General features: G+C 39.5%; 2 protein-coding genes. Both read right to left on the reverse strand.

Going from position 1 to position 2,735, the window contains the following annotated elements:
* Positions 1 to 85 precede the first annotated feature (85 nt).
* Positions 86 to 547, reverse strand: coding sequence for a reverse transcriptase family protein (locus BR30_RS33720; RefSeq protein WP_051633648.1), 462 nt, complete (start codon positions 545 to 547; stop codon positions 86 to 88).
* Positions 548 to 1,914: 1,367 nt separating this feature from the next.
* Positions 1,915 to 2,409, reverse strand: a complete 495-nt coding sequence (locus BR30_RS0116105) for a GNAT family N-acetyltransferase (protein WP_026565871.1) — start codon at positions 2,407 to 2,409, stop codon at positions 1,915 to 1,917.
* Positions 2,410 to 2,735 lie beyond the last annotated feature (326 nt).

Here is a 2,735-nt window from a genome sequence, read left to right on the forward strand (position 1 = left end):
TTAGGGTCAGAGATTCGCAATTTTAAGAACTCCAACATCCATGTGTGGTCAACGTTGTCGAAGAATCCTTTGATATCTACATCTACTATATAATTACTGACCTCTTTTCAATGTAATAGTTCAGTATCTTCAAAGCATCATGGCAACTACGATTTGGACGGAATCCAAAAGAACAGTCTAAAAAATCATTCTCATAGATGGTATTTAGTATCTTTGTAATGCCTTTTTGTACAATTTTATCTTCATGTTCAGGTATTCCCAATGGTCTTTTCTTGTCTGTATTGAGCTTCGGAATATACATTCTTCTTACTGGAACAGGACGATAGCTTTTGCTTTTAAGCCTACTTACTAAATCCTTTATGTTTTCTTCAAGATTATCGTTGTATTGTTCTTTAGTTGTTCCATTAACCCCAGTTGCCTTTTTATTAGGTAACTCATGATGACATTGAGCTAGTGATTGCTCACTTAATAAATGAGCAAGTGATGTAAATTTCATTTTAAGATCAGATTTTGCTAATTCTGCTATCCTTAGTAGTTTTGTTTCCATTTATTATCCCTACCTCTGTGTGTAGTAAATGTGTCCCTAGAAAGGGTGATAACTGGTAGCTAGCCTTTCCTCCATCGGCATTACCCAACTTCATTGGTACTACGCTGCTATCCGACTCCCTACACGGCATTTGGTTTCCTTGCTTGTTATCGCTTGTACACCATACTCTTCTAAAAAAAAGAAAAGACCGGTAGGGTCTCCCGAGTTGCCGTATCATATCAATGTATAACGTGCCAAGGTCTCTGACTCCAGAGAGGTTTCATTCTTCTTGCCTTTTTGCGAAGAATGAAATGTAGCTTTCTGCTGCAGGTAAAGCATCAACCCTCTCGAATTTCTAACGTTATGGAGCTCAATCCCTTCAACCATCTGGCTTTCGGCCCGCTGTCGGGTAGAAAACAAGCGCGCGCAATCAATATTTATTGATTCACGTTTCCTGTAGCCCCCCTACGATCCCGGACGGTCGGATTTCCCGAGTCCGGTTCTGACCTTGGATTAATCACCTAAAAGCCTTCCCATACAACCGCAGGATTAAATGTCGGTACACATATTCCCCCATCATTTGTAGGTTTACTTGTAAGATAGTTTAAACATACTTTATAGCTCAGAGTCTATAATGCTCAAACATTCCAAGTGCCCAGAGGTCCTTTGCCCTATCAAAGGTGTTACCTAGATTAGGAGTATAATTTGCTTATACTTAAGAAGACATTACTCTTCTCTCAAAGCTACTACGACCTCATGCGCCAGTCCTAAATCTTCCTATCAACTTCTATTAGCCTCATATATGATAGGTCTTTATTGGTTTGTACCATTCCAATTTGAAGTAGGACCTTCCCGTCGTTATCTCTGAGAATCTTTCCCTAGATGCTAGAACCCGTATCCCGGCTGCCCTTACGGTGCTTTTGACCGTTTCTTCCCGTAAGACATCGGTCTTCCCCCGTTAGATAAAGGTCGACGCTAAGCATAAATCCCTCGAAACAGTTTCTCAGAGAGGCGTAGATTTCGGGACTGCAGTATTCGTTAAATCCTTCTGGCCTCTAGGTTTGCTCGCCACACAGACTGTTCCGACCTTATTCTCTCGTTGTAGAATAGGCCGCCGTGACTTTTACTTCCAAGCAGAACGTGGTTTGTTACCTCCCCACGCATTGGATATGCTAGTCATCCGAATTCGGCCAATTGATGACAGGAGACTTTCACTCCATAAGATTCTCAGCCTTGACGGCTGCTCCACCTAACTGTCTACGCTTAAAGATTAAAGTTACCTTTCGTCCTCCAAGACTCGCTACGAGCGAATGGCTAGTTCTTACTCGACGGGAATCCCACCCGCTATATGACACGACCTATGCTCGGCCGCACAAGCACCCGTTAGTTTAAAAAGCCGTTACTTGCTCCAAACTCTTTTCCATAACCACTGTTTTAACAGGGTAACCATTAGGATTAGTGACAACTTCTTCTTCAGAAACAATATAATCCATTGCCTCGTATAAACTTATATTTTTAGATAATGAAGCTCGAACTCGACATTCCATTTTCATTTTTCCATTTTCATTAGCATATTTCTCAAGCCACAATAAAATAGCCTTTGCAATCCCCTTTCCTCTTGCGTGTGGTGTTACAGATAATCTTGAAAAATATAACGAATCGTCTTTAATTGTAAATCTTAAAGAACCTAATGGTTCCCCATCTACAAAGCACAATAAGGCTTTTTCTGAACCGTTTTTAAGTGCATTTAGCAAGGTATCTAGTGATTCATTTAATGCACTTGAAGGAACTTCAAGGAATCGATATTCTTCAAACGCCTCTAACATAAGCTTATGTACAATTGGAGTTTCTTTCTCATTTGCTAACCTTATATCTAAATTCATATTTTCTCCCTCCCAATAGATACCCAAAGACAACCACACTAACTTAGTATCTATAGTTAAAATACCACAAAAAAAATTAGATAGATGGTATATGCGAGAAAATCTAACAAGGTATTTTAGGCTAAGATTAACTTTTTAATTTATATAGTTGGATTTCTTTTTTTAACTAACCTACTACTTTAGCTCAACAAGAAAAAGCCGCCTTAATGACAGCTCTGATCTTTAACTCTAGCACCCGTTACTTTAAGTTATCATGAACGAAACTAGCTCCTTACTCGTAACACCGTAGGTTAATTTGGTTACACTGTTTACTGGAAAAAACAAAC

This window comes from Bacillus sp. UNC41MFS5 (assembly GCF_000686805.1).

Excerpts from the sequence above, each read along its gene's own strand:
- BR30_RS33720 (WP_051633648.1), bottom strand. The coding sequence starts at position 547 with ATGGAAACAAAACTACTAAGGATAGCAGAATTAGCAAAATCTGATCTT.
- BR30_RS0116105 (WP_026565871.1), bottom strand. The coding sequence starts at position 2,409 with ATGAATTTAGATATAAGGTTAGCAAATGAGAAAGAAACTCCAATTGTA.